The following is a 25,418-nucleotide window of genomic DNA, read 5'->3' as shown; positions in this document are numbered from 1 at the left end:
CATGAGCGACGACCACGTCTACATGACCCTCGCCGAGGGACACGAGGACGACTCCCGCTGGGCGTACGGCACCGGCTTCGAGGACCCGCTGCACGGCGTGGACACCACCGTGCCCGAGGGCGTCGACGCCGGCCGGCTGGCCGCGGACTGCGTGGCACTCGCCGACGACGCGCTGGTCTCCGCGCAGCGGCTGGCCGAGTGGACCACCCGCGCCCCGGAGCTGGAGGAGGAGGTCGCGCTGGCCAACATCGGCCTCGACCTCCTCGGCCAGGCCCGCCTGCTGTACGCACGCGCCGGGCAGGTCGACGGCACCGGGCGCGACGAGGACGCGTACGCCTACTTCCGGGACGCGGAGGACTTCAGGAACGTCCGGCTGGCCGAACTCCCGTGCGGGGACTTCGCGTTCTCGATCGTGCGGCTGCTGGTCCTGTCCAGCTGGCGCCTCGCGCACTTCGAGCAGCTCTCGGCGCACCCCGACCCCGTCCTCGCGGCCATCGCCGCCAAGGGCGTCAAGGAGCTGACCTACCACCGGCAGTACGCGGCCGAGTGGGCGGTGCGCCTCGGCGACGGCACGGACGAGTCGCGCCGCCGGACTCGTTCGGCCATGGAGCAGGTCGCCCCGTACCTCGGCGAGTTGTTCACGGCGTACGACGTGCGGGACGAGGTGGTCGCCGTGCTGCGGCAGGTCACCGAGGCGGCAGGGCTGCCCATGCCGGTGTACCGGCCGCTGCCCGGTGCCGGCCGCGCGGGGGAGCGCACCGAGCATCTCGCGCCGCTGCTGGCCGAGTTGCAGAGCGTGGCCCGAGCGCACCCGGGGGCGACATGGTGACCGTACTGACGGACGTGCGGCACGCCCGGCACATCGCCGAGCAGGTGCCGGATCCCGAACTGCCCATGCTGACCCTGGCCGACCTCGGCGTCCTGCGCGCCGTCGAGATGACCGCGGACGGGACCGTGGTCGCGAGTCTGACGCCGACCTACTCCGGCTGCCCGGCGATGGCCGAGATGCGCGCGGACGTGGCGGCACGGCTGCGCGACGCGGGGTACACGCGCGTGGAGATCCGTACGGTCCTCGACCCACCCTGGACGAGTGACTGGATCACCCCGGAGGGCCGGCGCAAGCTCGCCGAGCACGGCATCGCGCCGCCCGGCGCCGCACCCCGCCACACCGCCGGGCCCGTTCCGCTCGTGCTGTCGCCCGTCCGGCGGACGGTGGCATGCCCGCGCTGCGGTTCGGCGGACACCGAGGAGACCTCCCGCTTCGCCGCCACGTCCTGCAAGGCGCTGTGGCGCTGCCTCGCCTGCCGCGAGCCGTTCGAGTACGTCAAGGAGATCTGATGGAAGGCCTGAGGGAAGAGCCGATGGGAGGCCTGAAGGACCCGGCCGCGCCGGCCGCCGCTTCCAGTCCTGCTACCGCTTCCGGTCCCACGTCCGGCTCGGCTTCCGGTCCTGCGTCCGGTCCGGCTTCCGGTCCGGCGGTGCGTCCGCGTGTACGCACCCGACGCCCGGCCTTCCACGCCCTGCGCGTCGCCTCCGTACAGCCGTTGTGCGAGGACGCGGCGGCCGTCGGTTTCGAGATCCCGGAGGAGCTGGCCGAGGAGTTCGCCTTCGCGCCCGGACAGTCGCTCACGCTGCGGCGCGAGATCGACGGACGGGACGAGCGGCGCTCGTACTCCATCTGCTCCCCGGCCGGTTCGGCGCCGCGCATCGGGGTGCGGGTGGTACCGGGCGGTCTGTTCTCGGCGTGGCTCGTGCAGGACGTACGCCCCGGGGACACCGTCGAGGTGATGGCCCCCACCGGCTTCTTCACCCCCGACCTCACCGCGCACGGCCATCACGTGCTGATCGCGGCGGGCTCCGGCATCACGCCCATGGTGTCCATCGCCGAGTCCGTCCTGGCCGCGGACCCCCGCTCCACCGTCACCCTCTTCTACGGCAACCGGCGCACCGGCACCGTGATGTTCGCCGACGAGCTGGCGGACCTGAAGGACCTGTACCCGGCCCGATTCCAGCTCGCCCACGTGCTGTCGCGCGAGCCCCGGGAGGCCGAGGTGCTCTCGGGCCGCCTCGACGCCGAACGGCTCGCGGCGCTCGTCGACGCCCTGGTCGACGTGAAGGGGGCCGACCACTGGTGGCTGTGCGGCCCGCACGGCATGGTCCGTGACGCCCAGGAGGTCCTCGCCGGTCTCGGGGTGCCCGGAGACCGCGTCCACCAGGAGCTGTTCTACGCCGACGACGAGCCCGTACGGGAAGTGCGTCACGAGGAGGCCGCCGCCGAGGGGGCCGTCAGCCAGGTGACCATCACCCTCGACGGGCGCTCCACCACCGCTGCCCTCGCCCGGGACCGGAGCGTTCTCGACGGGGCCCAGAAGACCCGCCCCGACCTGCCGTTCGCCTGCAAGGGCGGCGTCTGCGGCACCTGCCGGGCGCTGGTCACCGACGGCAAGGCCGACATGCGCCGCAACTTCGCCCTCGAAGCCGACGAGGTGGACGCGGGGTACGTCCTCACGTGCCAGTCGTATCCGGTCTCCGAGACGCTGACGGTCGACTACGACAGCTGAGCCAGCACGGGAGTCGATCCCTGCCTCTTCATGCGCGTGGACCCCATAAAGCGGCCTTATGGGGTCATAGATCGGGCCCGACTACTGACTTAGGCATGCCTTAGTTTAGGCTCCGGGTGAGTACTCCTGATCGATCATCGCTCGAAGGGAACCTGAACATGTCTCGCCCCCTGCGGGTAGCCATAGTCGGAGCCGGCCCCGCCGGGATCTACGCCGCCGACGCGCTGTTGAAGTCCGCAGTGGCCGTCGAGCCCGGCGTGTCCATCGATCTCTTCGAGCGGATGCCGGCCCCGTTCGGCCTGATCCGCTACGGCGTCGCCCCCGACCACCCGCGCATCAAGGGCATCATCAACGCCCTGCACCAGGTGCTCGACAAGCCGCAGATCCGTCTCTTCGGCAACGTCGACTACCCGGGCGACATCAACCTGGACGACCTGCGTGCCTTCTACGACGCGGTGATCTTCTCCACGGGCGCCACGGCCGACCGGGCCCTCGACATACCCGGTATCGACCTCGACGGCTCGTACGGCGCGGCGGACTTCGTCTCCTGGTACGACGGGCACCCGGACGTGCCGCGCACCTGGCCGCTGGAGGCGGAGAAGGTCGCCGTCCTCGGCGTCGGCAACGTCGCGCTCGACGTGGCGCGCATCCTCGCCAAGACCGCCGACGAACTGCTGCCGACCGAGATCCCGGCGAACGTGTACGACGGCATCAAGGCAAACAAGGCCCTTGAGGTCCACGTGTTCGGCCGCCGTGGCCCGGCGCAGGCGAAGTTCAGCCCGATGGAGCTGCGGGAGCTGGACCACTCCCCGAACATCGAGGTCATCGTCGACCCCGAGGACATCGACTACGACGACGGCTCGATCGCCACCCGGCGCGGCAACAAGCAGGCCGACATGGTCGCCAAGACCCTGGAGAACTGGGCCATCCGCGACGTCGGCGACCGGCCGCACAAGCTGTTCCTGCACTTCTTCGAGTCGCCGACCGAGATCCTCGGCGAGGACGGCCAGGTCGTCGGCCTGCGCACCGAGCGCACCGCCCTCGACGGCACCGGCAACGTCAAGGGCACCGGCGAGTTCAAGGACTGGGACCTCGGAGCGGTGTACCGGGCCGTCGGTTACCTCTCCGACAAGCTGCCCAAGCTGCCCTGGGACGTCGAGACGGGCACCGTCCCGGACAAGGCCGGCCGGGTGATGGAGGAGACCGGCGAGCACCTGCAGTCGGCGTACGTCACCGGCTGGATCCGGCGCGGGCCTGTCGGTCTGATCGGCCACACCAAGGGTGACGCCAACGAGACGGTCGCCAGCCTGCTGGACGACCACGCCAACGGCCGTTTGCACACGCCTGTTTCGCCCGGTCCGGAGGCCGTGGACGCGTTCCTCGCCGAGCGGAACGTCCGCTTCACCACGTGGGACGGCTGGTACCGCCTGGACGCCGCGGAGAAGGCGCTGGGCGAGCCCCAGGGCCGCGAGCGCGTGAAGCTCGTCGAGCGCGAGGACATGCTCAGGGAGAGCGGCGCGTAACACCGACCGACCGCCACCGATTCACCGGCCATGTGGGGCCCCGTCGCTACGACGGGGCCCCACTCGCGTTCGCGCGCGCTTCGACCGCCTTGCTTTGTGAAACCGATCGGTTTACGCTTCCTGTCAAGGGAAACCGATCGGTTTCCAAGTGCTTGCGTGATGAGTTCGGAGAGTGACATGACTGCGATCGAGGGTTCCGTCGTCCTGGTGACCGGCGGCAGCAGGGGGATCGGCAAGGCGCTGGTGGAAGGGCTTTTCGAGCGGGGCGCGAAGAAGGTGTACGCCACGGCCCGTGATCCGCGGACGGTTACGCATCCCCGGGCGGTCCCGCTGGCGCTGGAGGTCACCGACCCCGCGTCCGTCGCGGCCGCGGCCGAGCAGGCGGGCGACGTCACGATCCTGATCAACAACGCCGGGGTCGCCGTGAACGCGTCCTTCCTGGAGGGGTCGGTCGAGGACGTGCGCCGGGACTTCGAGACGAACTTCTACGGACCGCTGCTCACCGCGCGGGCGTTCGTCCCGGTCATCGAGCGCAACGGCGGCGGCCACATCCTGAACGTCCACTCCGTGCTGTCGTGGGTCGGTATCGCCGGCTCGTACAGCGCGTCCAAGGCCGCGGTCTGGTCCCAGACCAACTCCCTGCGGCTCGACCTCAAGCCGCGTGGGATCGGTGTCACCGGGCTCCACGTCGGATACGTCGACACGGACATGGCGGCGAAGATCGACGCCCCCAAGGCCTCGCCCGAGGACGTGGCCGCCCAGGCGCTCGACGGCATCGAGAGCGGAGCGTTCGAGGTGCTGGCCGACGACCTGTCCCGCCAGGTGAAGTCCGGGCTGTCCGCGGATCTCTCGGTGCTGTATCCGCAGCTCGTCGCCTAGCCTCCAGCCGCCGCGTCGGCAGTAGACCGATCGGTTTTGGGGGCGCTCTACGACGGAGGTACCCTCCGCTCATGGCCAGTACGGACAAGACATCCACGAGGGACCGGCTGCTCGACGCGGCCATGGAGCTCTTCTACCGCGACGGCGTCTCCATCGGCGTCGAGGCGCTGTGCCGGGCCGCCGGGGTGTCCAAGCGCTCGATGTACCAGCTCTACGCCAGCAAGGACGAGGTGCTCGCGGCGAGCCTGGAGCGGCGTGCGCCGGAGTACGCGCGGCAGTTGGACCTCGATGCCGACGACACCCGGCCGCCCCGGGCCCGGATCCTGCACATCTTCGAGTTGCTGGAGCAGGCCTCGACGAAGGACGACTACCGCGGCTGTCCGTTCCTGTCCGCCATGGTCGAGCTCAAGAACCCCGAGCATCCGGCGAGCGTCGTCGCCCTGCGGGTCAAGGACTCCCTGACCGAGGCCTTCCGCGCCGAGGCCGAGCGCGGCGGCGCCCGCGACCCCCAACTCCTCGCCCGCCAACTCACCCTCGTCTTCGACGGAGCAAGCGCCCGAGCGGGCGCAAGGGCAGAAACCCTGGCAGGCCTGACCACAACAACAGCCACCGCTTTGCTGGACGCGGCGGGCGTGGCATAAGGAGGGGCGCAGGAAACGGCGCGCCCAACAACGGCCAACCCGCGCATGTAGGCCACCCCCCCGCCTTTCAGGGGCGCGAGGAACCGCGCACTCAACCACAACCAACCCGCAGGTGTTAGGGCGCCCCCCACCTTTCAGGGGCGCGAGGAACCGCGCACCAAACCACAACCAACCCGCACCGACCACCCCACCTAGGCCTCCCCGCCAACCCGGCGGAGCCACTCGCGTGCGACCCGAGCCGTGAACTCATCCTGCCCACCCCGCAACAACAACCCCACCGTCGCGAACGCCGGATCATCGGCCTGCCCCGCGACATACGGCACCGCGATGCACCGCATCCCGGCCGCGTGCGCCGCGGCGGCCCCCGGCGGGGCGTCCTCAAGGACCACGCAGTCCCCGGGAACCACCCCGAGCCGCCGCGCCGCCTCCAGGAAGACATCGGGAGCGGGCTTGCCGGACGCGACCTCCTCCGCTGAGACGACCGTCCGCAGATACGCGGACAACCCCGTGCCCGCCAGGATCGCCTCGATGGCCTCCCGGGAGGACCCCGAGGCCACGGCCATCGGCACACCCTCCCCGGCCAGCAGCTCCACGAACTTCCGCATCTCCGGGTAGACCCGGGTGGAAGCGCGGGCCAGCTCCAGATAGCGCCGGTTCTTGTCCGCGAGGAGTACGTCGAGCGGAGCCTCCAGGGCGTACCGCTCCTTCCAGAGCGCGATCGTCTCCTGCGTGCTGATGCCGACGTACCGCTCGTGGTCCGCCCAGGTGAAGTCCGTGACGCCCTGCCCGGCGAGCGTCTGCCGTCCCGCCTCGTAGTAGTTCGGCTCGCTGTCCACGAGTGTTCCGTCGAGATCGAAGATGACCGAAGTGCTGCCGAGATTGCTCATGAGATCCAGGATGCCGGTTCCCGAATCCCGACGATCAACCCCGGGCCGTACCGAAGGTCACCCCGGGCAGCCGCACCACTGGTCACCCCCGGGCCGTACGCCCGATCGACTCCACCAACGGCAGCATCCGCTGCGGCACCCGCTCGCGCAGTGCGACCTCGGTGCGGGTGCGGACGACGCCCGGCAGGCTGATCAGCGCCTGGATCACGTCCTCCAGGTGTCCGTTGTCCCGCGCGACGACCCGCGTCAGCAGATCCCCGCCGCCGGTGATCGAGAACGCCTCGATGATCTCCGGTACGGCCGCCAACGCGTCCCCCACCTCGTCGAGATGGCCCTGGGTGACCTCGATGTGCACGAACGCGAGTACGGGGTGCCCGAGCGCGGCGGGGGAGAGCGAGGGACCCGTACCGGTGATCACGCCGTCCCGCTCCAGCCGGTCGAGCCGTGCCTGCAGGGTGCCGCGGGCCACGCCGAGGATGCGCGCGTACTCGCGCACGCTGGTGCGCGGCTGCTCCATGAGCAGCCGCAGGATGCGGGTGTCGAGCTCGTCCACGGCCATGGTCCGTTGGTCTCCCTGCGGTCTGGGCTGATCGTTCCCGACTGTACCAATGGCCCAGTCGATCACGAGCCGGTTGAGCCACTGCCCCCGTACTGCTTACCTTGTGGGTATCCATGGCGCGGACACGCGTCATTCATGGCGCCGCGAAGCGCCGGACGGCAAGGAAGCCGGATCCGGACCCGCGGCGCCATTGCCATGTCCCGAAGGCACGTCCTGGAAAACAGGCACGTCCTGACGGTGGGGTCGACGCGAAGTGGGGGCGGGCTGCCGACGGTGAAGAAGATGTTCATGGCTCCGGATCCGGGCCTGGCACGGCTGCGGATCTCACTGCGGGCGGTGCTCGGCATCGGTCTCGCGGTGGCCGCGTCGGAGCTGGCCGGACTCTCGCTGCCCGCCTCGATCACGGGCGGTCTCGCCGCGCTCCTCGCGCTGTTCACGGTCGGCGACCCGACCGTGCGCGGCCAGGCGGTCACCACCGCCCTGCTGCCCGTCGTCGGCTTCCCCGTGCTCGCCCTCGCGGCCACCCTGCACTCGGTGCCGACCGTGCGCGACGCGGTCTGGCTCGCCGTGACCTTCTGCGGGGTGTACGCCCGCCGCTGGGGGCCCCGCGGCCACGCGCTCGGCATCTTCGCGTTCATGACCTTCTTCATCACACAGTTCCTGCACGCCGTACCCGGCCAACTCCCGCAGCTGTACGCCGCGATGGCGCTGGCGCTGGCCGCGTCCTCGGTCGTACGTTTCGGCGTGTGGTGCATCGAGCGGCGCACCGCACCACCTGTCACGCCCGCCCCGCCGGCCGGCCGCGGGCTCTCCCGGCCGACCACCCGTCAGGCCTTCCAGGCGACGGCGGCCTGCACGTTCGCGATCGCCGCGGGCCAGGTTCTCTCCCACGAGCGCTGGTACTGGGCCGTCGGCACCGCCTGGTGGATCTTCGTGAACACCGCCTCGCGCGGCGAGACCCTGGTGAGGGGCTTTCGGCGCGTTCTGGGGACCGTCATCGGTATCGCCGTCGGCCTGGTGATCGCGGTTCCGCTGGATGGGGCCGGCGCTCCCACCGCGGTGCTCGTCGCGGTCTGCGTGTTCGGCATCTTCTATGCGGCCGCGGTGTCGTACACGTGGATGATGCTGGCGGTGACGGTGATGGCGGGCCTGCTGTACGGGCTGCTGGGGGTGCTCGATCCGGGTCTGCTCGTTCTGCGTGTGCTGGAGACAGGGGTCGGGGCGCTCGGCGCGGCGCTCGCTGTGCTGCTGGTGCTGCCGGTGACCACGCACACCACCACCGATGCGTGGATCCAGCGCGCGTTGCACTGCGTCCATGCCTGCACTTCTGAGGCTGCCGCCCGCCTGGCCGGGTCCCCGGCGGCGGATCCGGCCCGGTATGTCGCCGAGCTGGAAGTGCTGTTGGGCCGGGTGCGGCTCTCGCTGGCCCCACTGGTCCATCCGCTCAGCCCGCTGCGGGCCCGCAGAACGAGGGCCCGCCAGGTCATCGAGCTCCTCGACCGGTGCGCGCAGGAGGTGCGAGGCCTGGCATCGGTCGCCGCGGATCCTGACGCCTCCCACGACGCGAGGCTCGCTGCCGCCTGTTGGCGGGTGGAAGCGGCGGTGGAGGCCCTGACCATGCCTGACACGGCGCGGAGTGAGACCGACGTGCCCGTTGCCGCAGTGCACCCTTCCGGCGGCGAGCCGGCCCTGAGCCATCTGCACGGTCTGGAGCAGGCGCTGAAGGCACTCGCCGTACCCTTGCGGAGCCCCATCGCTCCCGCGTGAGAGCGGCCTGACCGCTGCAAAGGCGCCGTTCACCGTGGCACCGCGCAGCAGTCTCAGCCACTGGGGACCCGCGGTTCGCGGTGCCTCCGCCCGGAGGGGCGGGGGCTGCCCCCCCTTCTGAGCCGGCGCCCGGGGCGACTACGCCGCCGCGTGCGCCCGCAGTGCGGAAGTGCGCGGGATCAACGATGCGTCACAAGGTGCCTGGCGGGCACGCGGCACGGTTAGGCGCGGTTAGGGTGTATGAGCGTTTGCTTTCCCGCAAGCATGCGCAGCGGTCGTTGCCGACCGGTCTTTGATCGAATCGAGCGGGTGGAAACGGGGGAGACAGCGGTATGGGGCGGGGAGGGCCGAAGCAGGCCGCGGTACTGGATGTCGGGTGCCACAGCGCGCTGCTGACGGTGGTCCGGTGGCGGCCGGGTGCAGGGCTGGAGCCGGTGTTCTCGCACAAGGTCCGGCTTCGGCTGCAGGAGACGGTCGACCGCAGAGGCCGCATGCGCGAGGCCGGAATCCTCAGCGTGCAGCGCGCCGTGGCCGAAGCGATGGCCGCCGTCCGGGGCCGTCGCCGGCCGACCGTGTTCCCCTTCGCGACCTCGGTCATCCGGGACGCGTCCAATCGGGAACAGGTGATCGCACAGGTGGCCCGTGCCACCGGCACCCGGCTGCGGGTTCTGCCCGGTGAGGAAGAAGCGCGCCTGGCCTATGTGGCGGCCCGGCAGTGGACGGAATCCGAGCCCCGCCCGCTGCTGATGCTGGACATCGGCGGAGGCACCGTGGAGATCGCCTCGGGCCGGGGAGCGCAGCCGCGCAGCGTACTTTCGCTGCCGTTGGGTGCCCGGCGGATGACCCGGGACTGGTTCCCCGGCGGCACCGTCGCCTCCACGAGGCGTTTGGAGGAGGTCCGCGAGTACCTCGGCCATGCCCTGAGCGCGGTGCCGGGGTTGCCGGTGGCCGCACCGGACGGGAGCGTCGTCGCCTGCTCCAAGACCTTCGAGCAGCTCGCCCTGCTGGCAGGCACTCGCCCCCGGCGCGGAAAGCCCCAAACCGGGCGGCAGCTGACACTGTCCCAGTTGCGACGGTGGATCCCGGTCCTGGCCGGAACGGATCCCGCCCGGGGGGCCCGGCTTCCGGGCATCTCCCGGCACCGTGCGGGGCAGGCCCTGGCCGGCGCTCTGGTCGCCGAGGCGCTCCTCAAGGCGTGCGAGGCCGAGAGCGTCGACATCTGCCCTTGGTCGACCAGGGAAGGGCTTCTGCTCGAGCACCTAGGTGTGGTCTCCGCAGCGACCCGGCACGACCTCCCACTCGTCGGCTGACCTGCGGCCCGCGCGGGGGATCCGCCTCCTTGGTCGGGGCGGGAGGCCTCACGCGAAGTTCATGCCGTAAACGCCGAGATCATGGTGGGTACGGCGATGATCGCGGCCCATGCGCTGATCCGGCGCAGGCCGGTGTTCCGATGGACGGTGAGCTGGGCGGGATTGGCGGACAGCACACCGTCGAGCAACTCGGCGAAGCCCGCACCTCCCGCTTGAGCTTGGAAATGCGCCCCCGAGTCGACGGTACGTTCCGGTGAGAACACGCCGGCCTCCGCCTGTTCGACCTGGCGGATCTGGCGCCGACCGCCGTGGCAGATCGCGCAGGCCAGGCGGTGGCGGGGCTCGCCCGGTCCTTGACCCGGTGGCACAGGCCTACACCTCGATCTGCGACCCCATGATGACCGTGCGGTCGCGGGGCAGGCTGAAGTACTCGGCGGCGTCGGCCGTGATGTAGGAGGTGGCGATGAAGAGCCGTTTGCGCCAGGGGGCCATCGTCGGTGCCTTGCCGCGACGGAGCTCGATCTTGGACAGGAAGTAGGAGGCCTGGTCGAGTTGCAGTGGCCCCTCGGTTTCGGCCGGGTCGAGCATGGCCAGAGTGCCGGGCACGTCCGGTGTCTCCATGTAGCCGAACCGGGCGGTGACGTGGATGATCCCGTCGTCGGCGTACCCGAGGTCGTCGACGACGATCCGCTGGTCGGCCGGGACGCGAGGCACGGGCTCGGTGCCGATGGACAGGATCACGACCTGCTCGTGCCGCACGTGGTTGTGCTCGACGTTGGCGCGCATGGCCAGGGGCGCGGTCTCCTTGTCCCGGCTCAGGAAGACGGCTGTGCCGGGCGCCCGGAGCGTCGGCTCCTGACCTGTGCGGAGGTCGTCGATGAACTCGGGCAGCGGGCCTTCCTGGCGCGATCGTTCCGCGGTGACCAGTGCGCGGCCGCGCTGCCAGGTCGTCATGATCGTGAACGCGGTGAGGCCGATCAGCAGCGGCAGCCACGCGCCGTGGACGAGCTTGGTCATGTTGGCCGCCACGAACAGCAGGTCCACGAGAAGGAGCGCGCCCGCACCGATGGCGAGCAGCCACCGGGGCGTACCCCACTTGCCACGGGCGACGTAGAAGAAGAGCAGGGTGGTGATCGTGATGGTGCCGGTGACCGCCATGCCGAACGCGTAGGCCAGCGCCGCGGAGCTCTGGAACGCGAAGACCAGGGTGAGGACCGAGACCATCAGGAGCCAGTTGATCCACGGGACGTAGATCTGACCGATGGTGGATTCGGAGGTGTGCGCGATACGCAGCCTCGGCAGGTAGCCCAGCTGGGCGGCCTGTGAGGCGACCGAGTACGCGCCGGTGATCACCGCCTGGGAGGCGATCACGGTCGCCGCCGTCGCCAGCAGAACCATCGGCCACCGTCCCCACTCGGGCACGAGCAGGAAGAACGGGCTGCTGATGTTGTCCGGATCGTCGAGGATCAGCGCGCCCTGGCCCAGGTAGCTCAGGACGCAGGCGGGCAGTACGAGGAACAGCCAGCCCCGGGTGATCGCCCGGCGGCCGAAGTGCCCCATGTCGGCATCGGCGGCGCGGCCGTGGGGACCAGGTGCCTGCGGCTGAGGAAGGCGATGGAGCGCTACCCCACGTCGCGGGCACCCTTCGGGCACGCCATGCACGACTGGGACTTCAGGATCGTGGAGAACCCGGGCGCCCCGGGCGAATACCGCTACCTCCAGTTCGCCTGGAAAGCCCTCAGCCCCGCGACCTCAGGGATCAGCGTCCGGCTCGGGCCCGCGAAGTCCGCCCCCGTCTTCTCGGCGTCCATCGGCGACTCGCACTGGCCACCACAGACGTCCATGGTCGAGAAGCGGTTCGAGGGCCCCGTCCCCGCCGACTGGAAGGTCGTACGCATCGATCTGTGGAAGTTCACCGCCGGAGCGGTCAAGGCCGTCGACCAACTCGCACTGCGCAGCAACGGCGACGGCGCCCTGTTCGACGGGTTCGTCCTGGCCCGCACGGAGACGGCGCTGCCGAACCTGCCCTGGCCCCGGTCGACGTGACACCTGATAGGCCGCACGCGCCGCCTGGGCGTGCGGGCACACGGCCGAGGCCACTCGTCTGGTCTAGGCCATTGGCTGCTACCGTCGCCCCGAACGGCTTGGGCACCGAGAGGGGACGGCAGTGGCGGACGGCGACGGACGGCGGCGACGGGCCTATATCGGCTCCTTCACGGCGGCAGGGGGCCTCGGTGTCCTCACCGCGGCCGTGGACGAGGAGAGCGGCGCCCTGACGCTGCTGGGCGCCGTGAACAGCGTCGCCGACCCCTCGTATCTCGCTCTGTCGCCCGCCGGGGACATGCTCTACGCGGTGAGCGAGACGGCCGACGGCGCGATCGCCGCGTACCGGCTGAAGGGCGACGAACCGTCCCTGGCCGGCCCGTTGGTGCCGGTCGGCGGCAGCGGGCCCACCCACCTGAGCCTCTTCGACGGGCACGTCCTGACGGCCAACTACGGCTCCGGCAGCGTCAGCGCCGTGCCGATCCGCCACGACGGGAGCCTCGCCACCGCCTCCGGTGTGCTGCGGCACAAGGGATCGGGTCCGCACGGGCAGCGCCAGCAGGGCCCGCACGCCCACCACGTGCAGCCCGACCCGAGCCGCCGCTGGGCCGTGAGCGTGGACCTCGGAACCGACTCGGTACGCGTGTGCGCGCTGCGGGACGGGGCGCTCGCCCTGCACCGCGAGTTCGCGCTGCGGCCCGGCTCGGGGCCCCGCCACCTGGCCTTCCACCCGGACGGGGAGCGCGCGTACGTCCTCAACGAGCTCGCGCCGACCGTCACGGCCTGCCGGTGGGACGCCGTCGAGGGAGCGCTCCGGCCGGTCGGTGAGACGTCCGTGCTTCCGGACCTCCCCGACGGGGACGCCTATCCGTCCGGCATCGTCGTGTCGCCCGACGGGCGCTTCCTGTGGACCGCCACACGCGGCCAAGACGTCCTCTCCGTGCTCGTGCCCGGCCCGCCCGGCGAAGGGCCCAGGCTGGTCACCACAGTGCCCTGTGGGGGCACCTGGCCGCGGGCCCTCGCCCTCGACCCGACCGGGCGCTTCCTGTACGTGGCCAACGAGCGCTCGGGCAACGTCACGTGGTTCGAGGTGGACCAGGACACGGGCGTCCCGAAGCGGGGCGGCTCGGTCAAGGCACCCGCGGCGTCCTGCGTGGTGCTCGACTAGGACACCGGCGGGGAAGACCGCCAGGACATCCGCGGGAAGAACGCCGAAACCCCGAAGGGCCCGGCTCCGGACAACGGAGCGGGCCCTTCGGGGTTTGCGCGTGTGCGACCGCGGTCCGCGTCAGCGGACCGGCGCGCCCTGCGGCTGCGGGGGCGCGATGCCCAGCGCCGAGGTGTACTTCGCGAGCGCCAGCTTGCCGATCGCCGGGTACGGGCCCAGCGCCTCGGCGGCGGAGCAGCCCGCCTCCTTCGCGGCGGCGTCCAGCAGACCCGCGTCGAGCTCGGGACCGATCAGGTACGGGGCGAGCGCCAGCTGCTGCGAGCCCGAGGAACGCAGCTGCTCGGCGGTGGCCGCGATCGCGCCGTCCACGTCGAGCGCCGCCGCCATCACGGGCACGGCGAGCCGCGCGGCGAGCAGCATGCCGGTGATCCCGGCCGCCTGCACGGCCTCGTCGCCGCCCACGGACGCCAGGATGATGCCGTCCGCGGCTGTGGCCACGGTGAACAGCCGGGCGCGGTCGGCGCGGGCCAGACCGGCCTCGGACAGCCGCACGTGCAGCCCCTCGGCGAGCAGCGGGTGCGGGCCGAGCACATCGGTCAGCTCGGCCGCCACGCGGCTGTCCATGACGGCCTGGCGGACCCGGCGCAGCAGCGCGCCGTCCGGACCGGCGAGCAGCGGCACGACCACGGCGACCGGGCCGTCGGGCTCCACCACGTCCACACCGGCGGCGCGGGCCTGCTCGAAGCGCGCCACGCGCTCCTCGGAGGCGTGCGCGAGTACGGACTGGAGCGTGGGGAACTCCGAGTCGTCCCCGTCGAGGTACCCGATCCGCCCGTCGAGGCCGGGAAGCTCGGAGCGCGCGATGCTCACGACCTCCTCGGCGAGGCTGCGGGTGGCGGCGCTGGGCAGGCCCGGCACCGCGAGGACGAGCGCGGGCGCGCCTTCGGGAGCCGCCAACGGTTCCGGTCGGCGGTGCCGGCCGGGCTGGCGGGGTCGCGGCATTCGTACTGGCAGGCCGGACGCGGGCCCAGTGGGGGAGCTCATGGCGCCGAATGTTACTGGTTTCCTGGGCTCCCCTGTTCGGGGAGGGTGCAGGTGAGCGGTATCCGTCCGGTTTTGTCTGATGAGTTACGTACGGATTGATCTCACTGGCTGTCCACCGATCACGGGGTGTGCGTCGGCCGGTGGGAGCCCGGGGGCCCCGCGGCGTCCGCCACGACGTACAGCATGCTCTCGTCGCGCGGCAGCGTCAGCCGGTCGTCCGCCAGGTCGACGGCGATGCGTACGGCGCCGTCGAGCGGGTCGCCCGCCGCCGGGACCTGCCGGGCGTAGGGCAGTCGCTGCGCCAGGGCGGCCCGCAACGGTTCGAGGAGGGGGTCGCCCATCTTGAAGAGACCACCCGTGAGAGCGACCTGGATTTCTCCGGGTGCCTCGTCCGGGCAGACCGCGGCTGCCGAGTCGGCGATGTGCCGGGCGGCGGCGGCCAGGATGTCCGCCGCCACCGGGTCGTCGCCGGCGCAGGCGGCCACCTCGGGTGCGAAGGACGCCAGCACGGCGGGGCGGTCCGAGCGCGGGTAGAGCTGTCCCGGCAGGGCCGAGGCCGAGCCGAACATCTCCTCGGCGCGGCCGAGGAGCGCGGCCGAGCCGCCGGGCCGTCCGTCGTCGGCGCGCAGGGCCGCTTCGAGTCCGGCGCGCCCGATCCAGGCGCCGCTGCCGCAGTCGCCGAGCAGATGGCCCCAGCCGTCCGCCCTGCGCCAGCTCTTCAGATCCGTGCCGATCGCGATCATCCCCGTGCCGCCCGCGACGACCGCGCCCACCCGCTGCCCCAGCGCACCCGTGTACGCGGTGACGGCGTCGGCGACCAGCGCGAGCCTCCGCACGCCGAGTTCGCGGGCCAGCGCCGACGGCAGATCGGCGCGCAGCGAATCGCCCAGGGTGGTGAGACCGGCGGCGCCGATCGCGATCGCCCGGAGCCCCTCGACCCCGGTCTCGGCCGTCAACCGCCGGGCCATCGGCAGCAGTTGTTCGAGGAGATGCCCGGCGTCGATGCCGCGAGGGCCGGTGCGCACCGGCTCCCTGGAGGCCAGCGGAGCCGTGACCGGGCCGCCGTCGACGGCCAGGACGACCCGCAGCCCCGAACCCCCGGAATCCACAGCCAGTACACCCGACATGCCCGGTACCCCCGCCACCCCCGACGTCCCGCCGGGAAGGGTCACGGCAGCCGCCAGTCCACGGGAGCGCCGCCCTGGCGGGTCAGCAGGTCGTTGGCCCGGCTGAACGGACGCGAACCGAAGAAGCCGCGGTCCGCCGACATCGGTGACGGATGCGAGGACTCCACCGACGGCAGATCGCCCAGCAGCGGCCGGAGATTGCGGGCGTCGCGCCCCCACAGGATCGACACCAGCGGACGCCCCCGCGCGGCCAGTGCCCGTATCGCCTGCTCGGTGACCTCTTCCCAGCCCTTGCCGCGGTGGGCGGCCGGCTTGCGCGGGGCCGTGGTCAGCGCCTTGTTGAGCAACAGCACGCCCTGCTGTGTCCAGGGAGTCAGATCGCCGTTCGTCGGCGGGGGCAGGCCCAGGTCGGTGGTCAGCTCCCGGTAGATGTTGATGAGACTGCCGGGCAGCGGACGCACCTCGGGCGCGACCGAGAACGACAGTCCCACCGCGTGTCCCGGGGTCGGATAGGGGTCCTGGCCGACGATGAGGACCCGGACGTCGTCGAAGGGTTGCTGGAAGGCGCGGAGCACGTTCGGGCCCGCCGGTAGATAGGTGCGTCCGGCGGCGATCTCTGCGCGCAGGAAGTCCCCCATCTCGGCGATGCGTCCGGCCACGGGTTCGAGGGCTTTCGCCCAGCCCTGTTCGACGATTTCATGCAGAGGTCGTGGTGCCACGGCGTCACCCTACTGCCGTACGCGCATGGTTGATCAACCGGTGGTCGCCGCCCGGCCACGGGTGGTATGTGCGGTGACAGCGGCGGGTGTTGGGGTCCGGGACGGTGGCGCGGCCCGGCTCGGTCCGGGGGCTCAATCGATCACCGCGGCCCGTACGCAGAGGACGTCCGGCAGATGGGACGCCAACTGCTGCCAGCTGTCCCCGTCGTCCGCCGACGCGAACACCTCGCCGTTGCGATTGCCGAAGTACACGCCCGCCGGGTCCGCGTCGTCCGTGCACATGGCGTCGCGCAGCACCGTGCCGTAGTGGTCCTCCTGCGGCAGCCCCGCCGAGAGCGGCTCCCAGCTCCTGCCCGCGTCCGCCGTGCGGAAGACACGGCATCGGTGGTCCGCGGGAACCCGGTCCGAGTCGGCGTTGATCGGAAAGACATAGGCGGTGTCACCGCGATGCGGATGGGCTGCCGCGGCGAAGCCGAACGTGGAGGGCAGGCCCTCGCCGATGTCCGTCCACTGCGCCCCGGCGTCGTCGCTGCGATACACGCCCCAGTGGTTCTGCAGATAGAGGCGGTCCGGTTTCTTCGGATCCTGCGCGATCTTGTGGACGCACTGGCCGAACTCCGGGTTCGGATCCGGCAGGAACACCGCCTCGACACCGGAGTTGGACGGCTGCCAGCTCTCCCCGCCGTCCTTCGTGCGGAAGACACCGGCCGTGGAGACGGCGACCGTCACCGCGCGCGGGTCGCGGGTGTCGGTGAGGACGGTGTGGAGGCCCTCTCCACCGCCGCCGGGCACCCACTTCGAGCGGGTGGGGTGCTCCCAGAGGGGACGGACGAGCTCGAAGGACTCGCCGCGGTCCGTCGAGCGGTACAGCGCCGCCGGTTCCGTGCCCGCGTACACCACGTCCGGTTCGGCCGCCGCCGGGTGCAGCTGCCACACGCGCTCCAGCGAAGCGCCCGTGTCCTGGGGGAACTTGACGGCGGCCTTGGCCGGCTCCGTCCAGGTGCGGCCCAGGTCGTCGGAGTGGAACACGGACGGGCCCCAGTGCGCGCTGTCGCCGCCCACGAGGAGCCGCGGCACGTCACCACGGGTGTCGATCGCGACCGAATAGACCGCTTGAGCGTTGAAATACGGACTGTCGTCGAACTCCCAGGCGCCGCCGCGCCGCCGCCCGATGAACAGTCCCTTGCGTGTGCCTACCGTGAGCAGTACCTCGGCCATGCCGGCCACCTCCGGACGTCGTTGTCTCAGATATCGGCCAGTTTGCACCCCGGCACTGACAGTCACCCCCGGACGCGACATTTGCGCAGGTCAGAACGTTTCTTCGGCGGTGCCTCCGATGTGGGGTACGTCTCCTGAGCAACAGGGCGGCGGCGTTCGTATGGGAGGGCGTCGGTCTGCTGCTGATGAGGAGGGCCCGCGATGGCGGCGTTACGAGGTCCGAGGGCGTTGCTGTGGCGTTGGTGGCCCAATCCGCTGCGGCGCCGCAGCGACAGGGTGGAGGCCTGGGCCGTGCTCGTCACCTGGCTGCTCGTCATGCTCGCCGGGATGGTCGCGGGTCTGGCGGCGGCACAGTCGGTCGAGCGCACCCTCGACAGGGAGCGCGTCGAGTGGCGGCCCGTACCCGCACTGCTCACCGAGCGAGCGCCCGGCACCAGGGAAGCCGGCGTGGAGCGGGTGTGGGCGAAGGTCCGCTGGACCGCGCCCGACGGTTCGGCCCACGAGGGTCAGACCCGGGTAGACCCCGGCAGCACGGCCGGCACCCCGGTCACCGTGTGGACCGACCCCGACGGCCTCCTCGTCACCAGGCCCGCGACGGAGGCCCAGGCCGGTCTGCGGGCGGCGATGATCGGCATCCTGATCGGAGTGAGCGCCGCGGCCGTGCCCTTCGCAGGCGGGCGGATGGTCCGCGGCCGTCTGGAGCGGCGGCGCATGGACCAGTGGGACACGGAGTGGGAGCGGGTCGGTCCCCAGTGGGGCTGGAAGACCGGCTGAGCTGAAGCCGACCCCGACGGAACGAGCGGCCTACGCCCTCCGCGAGGCGTTTCGACCACCCGTACGAGCAGATCGCGGCCGTCCTCGAAACGGGGCAGGCCAACGCCCGGCAACTGGTCAGCCGGGCGCGCCGAGACCTGGCCGCCGAGTGGCGGGAGCCGGTGGACACGGTGGAACGCGGGCGAGCACCGGCGGCTGCTCGAAGCGACCCGTAAGTCCGGTCGCTTGTCGGGTCCTCGGGGCACTCCGTAGGAGGCGGCGCGCTGGGAGGAGATCCGGGCGGCACCAGGAGAAGAGCCCGGCCGCGCAAGGAAGAAGGCCGCGGCCGTCACAAACCCGAACCCTGTCCGGTCCACATGGTCAGCAGGTCCGATTCCGTCGGACGAAACCGGAAGGGTTGCACCATGAAGATCGTAGTCATCGGCGGCACTGGGCTCATCGGGTCGAAGCTGGTGGAAAGGCTCAGGGCGGACGGCCACGAGGTTCTGCCCGCCTCCCCGAACACCGGCGTCAACAGCATCACGGGCGAGGGCCTCGACGAGGCGTTCAAGGGCGCCTCGGTCGTGGTCGACGTGTCCAACTCGCCGTCCTTCGAGGACAGCGCGGTGCTGGAGTTCTTCCGTACGTCCACGGGCAACCTCGTCGCGGCCGAGGCCGCGGCGGGCGTGGGACACCACGTCGCGCTGTCGATCGTGGGGAGCGAACGGCTGCCCGACTCGGGCTATATGCGCGCCAAGGTCGCCCAGGAGGAGCTGATCAAGGGCTCCGGAATCCCGTACACCATCGTCCGCGCCACCCAGTTCTTCGAGTTCGTGAAGGGCATCGCGGCCGGATCCACCGAGGGCGACACGGTCCGGCTGCCCTCCTCGCTCCTCCAGCCGCTCGCCTCCGACGACGTGGTCGCGGCGGTCGCCCTGGCCGCCGAGGCGGCTCCGCTGAACGGCACCACCGAGGTGGCGGGCCCCGAGGAGCTCCACCTCGACGAGTTCGTCCGCACGGGCCTGGCGGCCGAGAAGGACCCGCGCGAGGTCGTCACCGACGAGTCCGTCGGCTACTTCGGCGCGCACCCCCAGGGGCGCGAGCTGCTGCCCGGCCCCGACGCCCACTTTGCCGGCACGAGTTTCACGGACTGGCTCGACCGCCAGAAGTAGCCCGCGCCGGAAGCAACTCGCGTAAGAGGCAACTCGCGTAAGAGGCAACTCGTATAAGAGGCGACTCGAGTCAGAGGCGGGTCCCGCTCGAGGCGGGGCCCGTCAGACCGAGCGGTGGTACTGGTCCGGCACGTGCACATCGCCCCCGAGTTCGCGGGCCGCGTGCCGGGCCCACGAGGGGTTGCGCAGCAGCTCCCGGCCGAGCAGGACGGCGTCCGCCTCACCGTTGGCGACGATCTTCTCGGCCTGCTCGACATCGGTGATGAGACCGACGGCCGCGACGGCCATCGATGTCTCGTCCTTGACGCGCGCGGCGAAGGGCACCTGGTAGCCGGGCCCGACGGGGATGCGTACGCCGGACGCGTTGCCGCCCGTGGAGACGTCGAGCAGGTCCACGCCGTGGGCGGTCAGTTCGGCGGCGAAACGGACCGTGTCGTCGGCCGTCCAGCCGTTCTCCTCCAGCCAGTCGGTGGCCGAGATACGGAAGAACAGCGGCTTGCCGTCCGGCCACACCTCGCGCACGGCGTCCACGACTTCGAGGGCGAAGCGCACGCGGTTCTCGTACGAGCCGCCGTACGCGTCCGTGCGCCGGTTGGAGTGCGGGGAGAGGAACTCACCGACCAGGTAGCCGTGCGCGCCGTGGATCTCGGCGACCTCGAAGCCGGCGTCCAGCGCCCGCCGCGCGGCGTCGGCGAACTGGCCGACGATCTCCCGGATCCCGTCCACCGTCAGCTCGGTCGGCACGGGGTGGTTCTCGTCGAAGGCGACCGGGCTCGGTCCGAGCGGCTGCCAGCCGTACGCGTCCGGGCCGACGGGCGCGCCACCCTTCCAGGGACGGTCGGTCGAAGCCTTGCGGCCGCCGTGCCCGAGCTGGATCGCGGGAACCGTGCCCTGGGAGACCAGGAACCGCGTGATCCGCCGGAACGCCTCGACCTGGGTGTCGTTCCAGATGCCCAGGTCGTACGGCGAGATCCGCCCCTCGGGGCTGACCGCGGTGGCCTCGACGATGATCAGGCCCGTCCCGCCGGCGGCGCGCGCCGCGTAGTGCGCGAAGTGCCAGTCGTTCGGGGCGCCCGTCTCGGGGCCCTCCGGCACGGCCGAGTACTGGCACATCGGCGGCATCCAGACCCGGTTCGGGACGGTCAGATCGCGCAGGGTGTAGGGCTCGAAGAGCGCGCTCACGGCGGACTCCAATTCGTGACGGGGCCGGGTTACGACTCGTACGATAGGCATCGTAGTACGGCGGATGTCAAACTACGAGACCTCTCGTACAATGAAGTTCTCCGGAGACCTCAGACCCCAGATTTCCGGCCCCGACGGACTGGAGCCGCCGTGACGACCGCCGCCCCCGCCAGCAGCAGCCGCGATCTCCCGCACCCCGAGCGCACGGAGATCCGGCTGGAAGCCGTGCTGCACGCGCTCTCCGACCCGATGCGGCTCCTGGTCGTGCGAGAGCTCGCCGCCGACGGCGGCGAGCTCTCCTGTTCGCGCTTCGACCTGCCCGTCACCAAGTCCACCACCACGCACCACTTCCGGGTGCTCCGCGAGGCGGGCGTGATCCGGCAGATCTACCGGGGCACCGCCAAGATGAACGGACTGCGGCGCGACGCCCTAGACGATCTCTTCCCGGGGCTTCTCGACAGCGTCCTGGCTGCCGCCGCTCGCCAGGCCGTCCGCCTCGGGAGCGGCTGAACCGCCCTTCGAGGGAAGGTGGTTGAAGAGCAGGTTCAGCACGATCGCGGTGAGGCAGCCCGCGCTGATACCGCTGTTCATCACCGTCTGGAACCAGTCGGGGAACTTCGCGTACACCGTCGGCACGCCGACCGGCAGCATCCCGATGGCGACCGAAACGGCCACCACCGTCAGGTTGTTGTTGCCCTTGAAGTCGACCTGGGCGAGCGTCCGCAGCCCGCTCGCGGCGACCGTGCCGAACATGACCAGGCCCGCGCCGCCGAGCACCGGAGCCGGTATGGCCGCGACCACCGCGCCCAGCTTGGGCAGCAGGCCGAGCAGGACGAGGATGCCACCGGCGGTGGCGACGACCCAGCGGCTGCGGACCCTTGTCATGCCGACGAGGCCGACGTTCTGCGCGTACGCCGTGTACGGGAACGTGTTGAAGACACCGCCGAGGACCGTGGACAGGCCGTCCGCGCGCAGGCCGTCGGCGAGTGAGCGGGGCTCGATCTTCCGGTCGGTCATCTCGCCGACCGCGATGAAGTCACCGGTCGTCTCCGTCATCGTCACCAGCGCCACGACCAGCATCGAAGCGATCGCCGACGCCTCGAAGGTGGGGGCGCCGAAGTGGAACGGCGTGCTGATGCCGAGCCAGTCCGCGTCCCCGACCCCGTCGAAGTCCGTGAACCCGAACGGCACGGCGACCGCGAGACCCACCGCGATACCGAGCAGCACGGCGATCCGGCTCAGGAAGACCGGCGCGAACCGCTGCACGGCGAGCACGACCGCCAGGACGAAGGCCGCCAGCGCGAGGTTCTTCGGTTCGCCGAAGTCCGGTGAACCCACTCCGCCGGCCGCCCAGTTGCCCGCCACCGGCAGCAGCGAGAGCCCGATGATCAGGATCACCGTGCCCGTGACGAGCGGCGGGAAGAACCGCAGCAGCTTCCCGAAGACCGGCGCCAGCAGGATGATCGCCAGCCCGGCGACGATCACCGACCCGTAGATCGCGGGCAGTCCGCCGCCGCCCGTACCGATCAGGACCATCGGCGACACGGCCGCGAAGGTGCAGCCCTGCATGATCGGCAGCCGCACGCCGAAGCGCCAGAAGCCGACGCACTGGATGAGCGTCGCGATGCCGCACAGCAGCAGGTCGGCGGTGATCAGGTACGCCATGTCCGCCGGCGACAGCTTCATCGCGCTGCCGACGATCAGGGGGACCGCGACCGCGCCCGCGTACATCGCGAGGACGTGCTGCAGGCCGAAGGCGGCGAGGTGGCGGACGGGCGGGACTTCGTCCACGGGGTGCACTTGACGTGCGGGGGCGGGGGTTGGGGTTGCCATGGGCACTCCAGGAGCGGCGGGGACGTGGGGAGTGGGGACTGCCTGAGACCGTATGCGGATTACACAGTTTGTTGATTTCCGGTCTGTTGCCGGCAGGTGTCATGCCCCGAGGTGCGGGTGGCTATCCGCGGGTTGTGTGTGGCTGGTCGCGCCGATGCGGCGGAGCCGTATATGTCCCAGCCCCGCGTCCCTTACGGGGTGCCCTGTGCCTGGGCCGCTTCCAGCAGTGACTGCCAGTCCGGGAGTTTGACCACGTGCCTGCCCAGGGAGGCGCCCAAGGCTGCCTCCGCCCGCTCGATTGCCTGCCAGCCCTCCCACTCGACCGGATGCAGGCCCGCCGCCCTCAGTGCGGCCAGCGGATCGGGCAGCACATCGCGGCGCGCGAGCGTGGGTGCGTCCTCCAGGAGTGAGGTCACCGTTTCCTTTGCGCAGGGGCGGTTGGTGCCGATGACGCCTGTGGGGCCGCGTTTGATCCAGCCGGCCACGTACTCGCCGGGGGAGACCGAGCCGTCGCGCAGGACGCGGCCCGCGAGGTGGGGGACGGTGCCGAGGCCCGTGTCGAAGGGGAGGCCCTCCAGCGGCACTCCGCGGTAGCCGACCGAGCGCAGGACCAACTGGGCCTCGATGTCCTCGAATTGGCCCGTCCCCGTCACGCCGCCCCGGCCGTCCGGGAGGGTCCGTTCGAAGCGGACGGCGCCCACGCGGCCCCCGTCCGGGAGGAGTTCGACCGGGCGGAGGAAGAAGCGGAGCCGGATCCGTCGGCTGCCGGAAGGGCGTGGCTGCTCGGCCCAGCCGCGCAGCACCTCGACGTTGCGGCGCTGTGCGGCGGGCAGCGCGGAGGGGTCGGCGTACGCCGGGTCGAGCGCCAACTCCGCGGGATCCACGACCACTTCGGTGTCCGGCAGGCCGCCCAGTTCGCGCAGTTCCTTGGTGGTGAAGCGGGCCTGCGACGGGCCGCGTCGGCCCACCATCTGGATCTCCCGCACCCGGCTGTCGGCCAGTGCGGCGAGCGCCGCCTGGGGCATGTCGGTGGGGCTCAGCTCCGCGGCGCCGCGGGCCAGCATCCGGGTCACGTCCACCGCCACGTTGCCGACGCCGATGACGACCGCCGCCCGCGCGCCGACCACGAAACCGTCGGACAGGGAGTCCGGATGCGCGCTGTACCAGGACACGAACTCGGTCGCCGACCAACTGCCCGGCAGCTCCTCGCCGGGCACCCCGAGATGCCGGTCGGTGGCGGCGCCCACGCAGTACACGACCGCGTGATACAGCTCCCGCAGCCGGGCGGCCGGCAGCCCGTCCGGGCCGACCAGGACACCGCCGAGGAACCGCACCCGCTCGTGCTCCAGGACCGTACGCAGATTGTTCTGCAACGACTTGATCTTCTCGTGGTCGGGTGCCACGCCGTAGCGCACCAGTCCGTACGGGCACGGCAGCCGGTCCAGGACGTCCACCCTGACTTCCGGCACCTGGCCCTGCTGGACGAGACCCTGCGCGGTGTATACCCCACTCGGTCCCGAGCCGACGACGGCGACCTGCAGCACGGCTGAGCCCCTTCCCCGAGGAGAACGAGGAGATCGCTGGTGCTTCCAGCATCGCACCGCACGGCGCGCCCGGGGAGGGGCCGCGCACGGTGCTGCGCCGACGGGGTGCCCCGCCGGGAACGTATGCGTGCCTATTCGCAGTGAATGTGATCATGAGGTTACGTTGAGTATGTGCTGGAAGCATCCTTTCTTAATCTTTTTGATCGATATGCGCCGGATGGTGAAGTGTCCGTCTGGCCCGCCTGGGAAGTGCGGGAGCACGGGCAGGAGCGCGACACCGCCACGATGTGGTGCAACGTCCGGCTGTCCTTCGACGACGGCGCCCAGGTCGACATGCTCGCCGTGGTGTGCGACGGATCCGTCTCCGTCGAGGACGTACGGGCCCGGCCTGCGCTCTCGCTCGACGACCTGGCGGTTCTCCCGGACTGGATCGAGGGCCCGCTCCTGGAGGCGTGCGGGGGAGCGGCGGAACCGGTGGACGCCGCGTCCGCCGACGGATCGTCGGACAAGCGGCACGCACGCCCCGCCCGGCCGCGCGGCATCGAGGGCCGGCGCTTCGTCGCCGGGGAGTATCTGGCGGCTCAGGGCGCGGGCCGGGACCCGGTGCTCGCGGTGATGTCCGCGACCGGACACAGTCGCCGACGCGCGCTCAGGCTGATCGCCGGAGCGCGGGACGCGGGTCTGCTGACGCCGCGTCACGTCCGTCGCTGACCGGGTCCGAGGCCGTCAGGGTTGTCCGGGTCGCCGGTGCCGTCAGGACATCTCGCGCATCCGGCTGATCTCGGCCGTCTGCTGGGCGATCACGTCGTCGGCCATCTCCTCGATCTGAAGGTTGTTGCCCTGGGCCTTCACGTCGGTGGCCATGGTGACGGCCCCGTCGTGATGGGTGATCATCAGCTTCAGGAAGAGCTCGTCGAACGCCTTGCCCTGCGCGGCCCGCAACTTCTTCAGCTGCGCCTCGGTCGCCATGCCCGGCATCGCCTCGTGGTCGTGGGACTCGCTCTTCCCGGCGCCGCCGTGGTTCTTCAACCAGGCCTTCATGGCGTCGATCTCGGGTCGCTGAGCGGCCGTGATCCGGTCGGCCAGCCCCTTCACCCGGGTCGACTCGGCGTGCTTCGGGGCGAGTTCCGTCATCTCCAGCGCCTGCGTGTGATGCTCGATCATCATGCGCGCGTAATCGCGGTCGGCGGTGTTGGGGGAGTCGTCCTCGGCCCGGTGCTTCGCCGCGTCCTCGGCGGAGAGCGTCTGGGCGGCCTCGCCCGGCTTGCCGGGGGCGATGACCGAAGGGCCCGTACCCGCCGCGGACTTGGACGGGGTCTCGTCGTCCGAACCCGTGCAGCCCCCGAGCGCGAGGACGGCGGACGCCGCGATCGCGACGCGGAACAGGGACGTACGGCCAAAGGGCACAGCGACCTCCTGAGTCACCCGGGACAACAACCACCTCGTGAGTGTTGATGACCGTCTTAGCACGCTGCTGAACGTGATTGA

General features: G+C 71.3%; 25 protein-coding genes and 1 pseudogene. 14 read left to right on the top strand and 12 right to left on the bottom strand.

From position 1 onward, the window contains the following. Window position 1: 1 nt before the first annotated feature. The 6 genes from paaC (at window position 2) to ACN20J_RS07950 (ending at window position 5,604) form a co-directional block, all read left to right on the top strand. Window positions 2-829, top strand: a complete 828-nt coding sequence (gene paaC / locus ACN20J_RS07975) for a 1,2-phenylacetyl-CoA epoxidase subunit PaaC (protein WP_364186821.1) — start codon at window positions 2-4, stop codon at window positions 827-829. Further along, window positions 823-1,338 carry a 1,2-phenylacetyl-CoA epoxidase subunit PaaD gene (paaD, locus tag ACN20J_RS07970; protein WP_419665594.1) on the top strand — a complete coding sequence of 172 codons (516 nt, stop codon included), beginning with the start codon at window positions 823-825 and terminating at the stop codon, window positions 1,336-1,338. Before paaC ends, paaD begins: the two co-directional genes overlap by 7 nt. After that, on the top strand, window positions 1,338-2,561 hold the full coding sequence (gene paaE, locus ACN20J_RS07965) for a 1,2-phenylacetyl-CoA epoxidase subunit PaaE (RefSeq protein WP_419665593.1): 1,224 nt from the start codon (window positions 1,338-1,340) through the stop codon (window positions 2,559-2,561). Before paaD ends, paaE begins: the two co-directional genes overlap by 1 nt. A 158-nt stretch (window positions 2,562-2,719) precedes the next feature. Beyond that, complete coding sequence (locus ACN20J_RS07960; protein WP_190228753.1) at window positions 2,720-4,084, top strand: FAD-dependent oxidoreductase; 1,365 nt, start codon at window positions 2,720-2,722, stop codon at window positions 4,082-4,084. Between the two features lie 177 nt (window positions 4,085-4,261). Next, complete coding sequence (locus ACN20J_RS07955; protein ID WP_189842250.1) at window positions 4,262-4,963, top strand: SDR family oxidoreductase; 702 nt, start codon at window positions 4,262-4,264, stop codon at window positions 4,961-4,963. A 71-nt stretch (window positions 4,964-5,034) separates the two neighbouring features. Then, window positions 5,035-5,604 carry a TetR/AcrR family transcriptional regulator gene (locus ACN20J_RS07950; RefSeq protein ID WP_189842249.1) on the top strand — a complete coding sequence of 190 codons (570 nt, stop codon included), beginning with the start codon at window positions 5,035-5,037 and terminating at the stop codon, window positions 5,602-5,604. A 191-nt stretch (window positions 5,605-5,795) separates the two neighbouring features. On the opposite strand, the gene ACN20J_RS07945 is transcribed toward ACN20J_RS07950, so the two are convergent. Together ACN20J_RS07945 and ACN20J_RS07940 are read right to left on the bottom strand one after the other, a co-directional pair. Next, the gene (locus ACN20J_RS07945; RefSeq protein WP_361991224.1) at window positions 5,796-6,491 is read right to left on the bottom strand and encodes an HAD family hydrolase; all 696 of its coding nucleotides are present in this window, start codon (window positions 6,489-6,491) and stop codon (window positions 5,796-5,798) included. Between the two features lie 82 nt (window positions 6,492-6,573). Next, window positions 6,574-7,050: an Lrp/AsnC family transcriptional regulator gene (locus tag ACN20J_RS07940; protein ID WP_190228750.1), complete on the bottom strand. Its 477-nt coding sequence runs from the start codon at window positions 7,048-7,050 to the stop codon at window positions 6,574-6,576. A 282-nt stretch (window positions 7,051-7,332) separates the two neighbouring features. Between ACN20J_RS07940 and ACN20J_RS07935 the strand changes: the two genes are divergently transcribed. Together ACN20J_RS07935 and ACN20J_RS07930 are read left to right on the top strand one after the other, a co-directional pair. Next, complete coding sequence (locus ACN20J_RS07935; protein ID WP_419668850.1) at window positions 7,333-8,817, top strand: FUSC family protein; 1,485 nt, start codon at window positions 7,333-7,335, stop codon at window positions 8,815-8,817. Between the two features lie 332 nt (window positions 8,818-9,149). Further along, entirely contained in the window at window positions 9,150-10,127 is a 978-nt protein-coding gene (locus ACN20J_RS07930) for a Ppx/GppA phosphatase family protein (RefSeq protein ID WP_419665592.1), read from the top strand. Between the two features lie 54 nt (window positions 10,128-10,181). On the opposite strand, the pseudogene ACN20J_RS07925 reads toward ACN20J_RS07930, so the two are convergent. Both ACN20J_RS07925 and ACN20J_RS07920 read right to left on the bottom strand, forming a co-directional pair. After that, window positions 10,182-10,327 (bottom strand): annotated as a pseudogene (locus ACN20J_RS07925) (magnesium transporter CorA); the annotation flags it as partial. A 172-nt stretch (window positions 10,328-10,499) separates the two neighbouring features. Next, on the bottom strand, window positions 10,500-11,687 hold the full coding sequence (locus ACN20J_RS07920) for a KUP/HAK/KT family potassium transporter (RefSeq protein ID WP_419665591.1): 1,188 nt from the start codon (window positions 11,685-11,687) through the stop codon (window positions 10,500-10,502). Between the two features lie 54 nt (window positions 11,688-11,741). Between ACN20J_RS07920 and ACN20J_RS07915 the strand changes: the two genes are divergently transcribed. Both ACN20J_RS07915 and ACN20J_RS07910 read left to right on the top strand, forming a co-directional pair. Then, the gene (locus tag ACN20J_RS07915; protein WP_189842305.1) at window positions 11,742-12,173 is read left to right on the top strand and encodes a hypothetical protein; all 432 of its coding nucleotides are present in this window, start codon (window positions 11,742-11,744) and stop codon (window positions 12,171-12,173) included. A gap of 121 nt (window positions 12,174-12,294) precedes the next feature. After that, window positions 12,295-13,338, top strand: a complete 1,044-nt coding sequence (locus tag ACN20J_RS07910) for a lactonase family protein (RefSeq protein ID WP_361889517.1) — start codon at window positions 12,295-12,297, stop codon at window positions 13,336-13,338. 120 nt (window positions 13,339-13,458) lie between these two features. Here the strand turns inward: ACN20J_RS07910 and ACN20J_RS07905 are convergent, their stop codons facing one another. The 4 genes from ACN20J_RS07905 to ACN20J_RS07890 all read right to left on the bottom strand — a co-directional run bounded on the left by ACN20J_RS07905 (window position 13,459) and on the right by ACN20J_RS07890 (window position 17,446). Continuing rightward, a complete protein-coding gene (locus tag ACN20J_RS07905; protein WP_190228745.1) occupies window positions 13,459-14,382 on the bottom strand; it encodes a sirohydrochlorin chelatase in 924 nt (307 codons plus the stop codon). A 119-nt stretch (window positions 14,383-14,501) separates the two neighbouring features. Next, on the bottom strand, window positions 14,502-15,509 hold the full coding sequence (locus tag ACN20J_RS07900; protein ID WP_419665590.1) for an N-acetylglucosamine kinase: 1,008 nt from the start codon (window positions 15,507-15,509) through the stop codon (window positions 14,502-14,504). Window positions 15,510-15,550: 41 nt separating this feature from the next. Further along, on the bottom strand, window positions 15,551-16,228 hold the full coding sequence (locus tag ACN20J_RS07895; RefSeq protein WP_055614099.1) for a uracil-DNA glycosylase: 678 nt from the start codon (window positions 16,226-16,228) through the stop codon (window positions 15,551-15,553). Window positions 16,229-16,360: 132 nt separating this feature from the next. Then, window positions 16,361-17,446, bottom strand: a complete 1,086-nt coding sequence (locus ACN20J_RS07890; RefSeq protein ID WP_190228743.1) for a WD40/YVTN/BNR-like repeat-containing protein — start codon at window positions 17,444-17,446, stop codon at window positions 16,361-16,363. A gap of 201 nt (window positions 17,447-17,647) precedes the next feature. On the opposite strand from ACN20J_RS07890, the gene ACN20J_RS07885 reads away from it, so the two are divergent. Together ACN20J_RS07885 and ACN20J_RS07880 are read left to right on the top strand one after the other, a co-directional pair. Next, window positions 17,648-18,220 (top strand): hypothetical protein, encoded by a 573-nt coding sequence (locus tag ACN20J_RS07885; protein WP_419665589.1) that lies wholly within the window; start codon window positions 17,648-17,650, stop codon window positions 18,218-18,220. A 404-nt stretch (window positions 18,221-18,624) separates the two neighbouring features. Further along, window positions 18,625-19,371 carry an SDR family oxidoreductase gene (locus ACN20J_RS07880; protein ID WP_189842238.1) on the top strand — a complete coding sequence of 249 codons (747 nt, stop codon included), beginning with the start codon at window positions 18,625-18,627 and terminating at the stop codon, window positions 19,369-19,371. 102 nt (window positions 19,372-19,473) lie between these two features. Here the strand turns inward: ACN20J_RS07880 and ACN20J_RS07875 are convergent, their stop codons facing one another. Beyond that, window positions 19,474-20,553, bottom strand: a complete 1,080-nt coding sequence (locus tag ACN20J_RS07875; RefSeq protein ID WP_419665588.1) for an NADH:flavin oxidoreductase/NADH oxidase — start codon at window positions 20,551-20,553, stop codon at window positions 19,474-19,476. 150 nt (window positions 20,554-20,703) lie between these two features. Between ACN20J_RS07875 and ACN20J_RS07870 the strand changes: the two genes are divergently transcribed. Next, complete coding sequence (locus ACN20J_RS07870; protein ID WP_189842236.1) at window positions 20,704-21,063, top strand: ArsR/SmtB family transcription factor; 360 nt, start codon at window positions 20,704-20,706, stop codon at window positions 21,061-21,063. Here ACN20J_RS07870 and ACN20J_RS07865 read toward each other — a convergent pair. Next, window positions 20,983-22,386: a nucleobase:cation symporter-2 family protein gene (locus ACN20J_RS07865; RefSeq protein WP_361889538.1), complete on the bottom strand. Its 1,404-nt coding sequence runs from the start codon at window positions 22,384-22,386 to the stop codon at window positions 20,983-20,985. The genes ACN20J_RS07870 and ACN20J_RS07865 overlap by 81 nt on opposite strands. 191 nt (window positions 22,387-22,577) lie before the next feature. Next, the gene (locus ACN20J_RS07860; protein WP_419665587.1) at window positions 22,578-23,930 is read right to left on the bottom strand and encodes an FAD-dependent oxidoreductase; all 1,353 of its coding nucleotides are present in this window, start codon (window positions 23,928-23,930) and stop codon (window positions 22,578-22,580) included. Window positions 23,931-24,155: 225 nt separating this feature from the next. On the opposite strand from ACN20J_RS07860, the gene ACN20J_RS07855 reads away from it, so the two are divergent. Beyond that, window positions 24,156-24,641, top strand: a complete 486-nt coding sequence (locus ACN20J_RS07855; protein WP_419665586.1) for a DUF6214 family protein — start codon at window positions 24,156-24,158, stop codon at window positions 24,639-24,641. Between the two features lie 42 nt (window positions 24,642-24,683). On the opposite strand, the gene ACN20J_RS07850 is transcribed toward ACN20J_RS07855, so the two are convergent. After that, the gene (locus tag ACN20J_RS07850) at window positions 24,684-25,337 is read right to left on the bottom strand and encodes a DUF305 domain-containing protein (RefSeq protein WP_190228735.1); all 654 of its coding nucleotides are present in this window, start codon (window positions 25,335-25,337) and stop codon (window positions 24,684-24,686) included. Window positions 25,338-25,418 lie beyond the last annotated feature (81 nt).

Source organism: Streptomyces sp. 2-1 (genome assembly GCF_048564895.1).
Taxonomy (GTDB): domain Bacteria; phylum Actinomycetota; class Actinomycetes; order Streptomycetales; family Streptomycetaceae; genus Streptomyces; species Streptomyces phaeochromogenes.
Note: the sequence above shows the minus strand (reverse complement) of the source record. Positions and strands in the feature narration are given on the sequence as shown.

Excerpts from the sequence above, each read along its gene's own strand:
- ACN20J_RS07920 (WP_419665591.1), bottom strand. The coding sequence starts at position 11,687 with ATGGGGCACTTCGGCCGCCGGGCGATCACCCGGGGCTGGCTGTTCCTC.
- ACN20J_RS07865 (WP_361889538.1), bottom strand. The coding sequence starts at position 22,386 with ATGGCAACCCCAACCCCCGCCCCCGCACGTCAAGTGCACCCCGTGGAC.
- ACN20J_RS07950 (WP_189842249.1), top strand. The coding sequence starts at position 5,035 with ATGGCCAGTACGGACAAGACATCCACGAGGGACCGGCTGCTCGACGCG.
- ACN20J_RS07960 (WP_190228753.1), top strand. The coding sequence starts at position 2,720 with ATGTCTCGCCCCCTGCGGGTAGCCATAGTCGGAGCCGGCCCCGCCGGG.
- ACN20J_RS07945 (WP_361991224.1), bottom strand. The coding sequence starts at position 6,491 with ATGAGCAATCTCGGCAGCACTTCGGTCATCTTCGATCTCGACGGAACA.
- ACN20J_RS07935 (WP_419668850.1), top strand. The coding sequence starts at position 7,333 with ATGTTCATGGCTCCGGATCCGGGCCTGGCACGGCTGCGGATCTCACTG.
- ACN20J_RS07940 (WP_190228750.1), bottom strand. The coding sequence starts at position 7,050 with ATGGCCGTGGACGAGCTCGACACCCGCATCCTGCGGCTGCTCATGGAG.
- ACN20J_RS07930 (WP_419665592.1), top strand. The coding sequence starts at position 9,150 with ATGGGGCGGGGAGGGCCGAAGCAGGCCGCGGTACTGGATGTCGGGTGC.
- ACN20J_RS07955 (WP_189842250.1), top strand. The coding sequence starts at position 4,262 with ATGACTGCGATCGAGGGTTCCGTCGTCCTGGTGACCGGCGGCAGCAGG.
- ACN20J_RS07905 (WP_190228745.1), bottom strand. The coding sequence starts at position 14,382 with ATGAGCTCCCCCACTGGGCCCGCGTCCGGCCTGCCAGTACGAATGCCG.
- ACN20J_RS07880 (WP_189842238.1), top strand. The coding sequence starts at position 18,625 with ATGAAGATCGTAGTCATCGGCGGCACTGGGCTCATCGGGTCGAAGCTG.
- ACN20J_RS07885 (WP_419665589.1), top strand. The coding sequence starts at position 17,648 with ATGGCGGCGTTACGAGGTCCGAGGGCGTTGCTGTGGCGTTGGTGGCCC.
- paaE (WP_419665593.1), top strand. The coding sequence starts at position 1,338 with ATGGAAGGCCTGAGGGAAGAGCCGATGGGAGGCCTGAAGGACCCGGCC.
- ACN20J_RS07900 (WP_419665590.1), bottom strand. The coding sequence starts at position 15,509 with ATGTCGGGTGTACTGGCTGTGGATTCCGGGGGTTCGGGGCTGCGGGTC.
- paaC (WP_364186821.1), top strand. The coding sequence starts at position 2 with ATGAGCGACGACCACGTCTACATGACCCTCGCCGAGGGACACGAGGAC.
- ACN20J_RS07915 (WP_189842305.1), top strand. The coding sequence starts at position 11,742 with ATGGAGCGCTACCCCACGTCGCGGGCACCCTTCGGGCACGCCATGCAC.
- ACN20J_RS07890 (WP_190228743.1), bottom strand. The coding sequence starts at position 17,446 with ATGGCCGAGGTACTGCTCACGGTAGGCACACGCAAGGGACTGTTCATC.
- paaD (WP_419665594.1), top strand. The coding sequence starts at position 823 with ATGGTGACCGTACTGACGGACGTGCGGCACGCCCGGCACATCGCCGAG.